At 68.0% G+C, this 603-nt stretch carries 1 protein-coding gene; it reads right to left on the reverse strand.

Annotated elements, in window-relative coordinates:
* Window positions 1-42 precede the first annotated feature (42 nt).
* Entirely contained in the window at window positions 43-363 is a 321-nt protein-coding gene (locus ACFC3J_RS22915; protein WP_375198204.1) for a hypothetical protein, read from the reverse strand.
* Window positions 364-603: the final 240 nt, after the last annotated feature.

Raw genomic sequence — 603 nt, forward strand, 5'->3', positions numbered from 1 at the left:
GCCGATCTCGAGGCCGTCGTGGCGGGGCTGCCGGACGAAGTCTCAGCGGTGCGCCGCGTGCACCTGGGCAAACACCTGCCGGGCTGCGTGGGCGGGGGTCACTACACACTCGATGCGCTGGTCGACGGCGGCGATGCGAACGCCGTGTTGGGTGCGCCGAGCCTTCGGGATCTCGTCGATGCGGGCGACGTCGAACACGGCGTCCTTGGCCTTGGCCCAGACCGTCCTGGCGGCCTCCTTCGGGATGGTCCCGAGCTCGGCCAGGGCATCCGCCGCATGCGCCTCGATCTCGAACCAGATCTTGAACCGGGTCTGCGGCTCCCAGATCGAGGCCATTTCCGGGCGGGTATAGCGGGGGATCATCTGAGGGCTCCAGCAAGGTAGGCGGGCGACCCGAGGGGGGCTGTGCCGGCCAGAATGTTTTTACGCCGTGACTTAACAGAGCGGGGAGGGCGAAACAAACGGCGGGAGCAACGTCGCGGGGGATGATCAGCCCGAGCAAGGGGCTGAGGGCCTCGGCCGCGGCTGGCTGGTGGGTCGCCCGCCAGCCGGGCTGGCTGGCCGCAGCAGAATCAGCGGTCAATCACGAATCATTGACTAACA

It is taken from the genome of Sphingobium sp. (genome assembly GCF_041987595.1).
Lineage (GTDB): Bacteria > Pseudomonadota > Alphaproteobacteria > Sphingomonadales > Sphingomonadaceae > Sphingobium.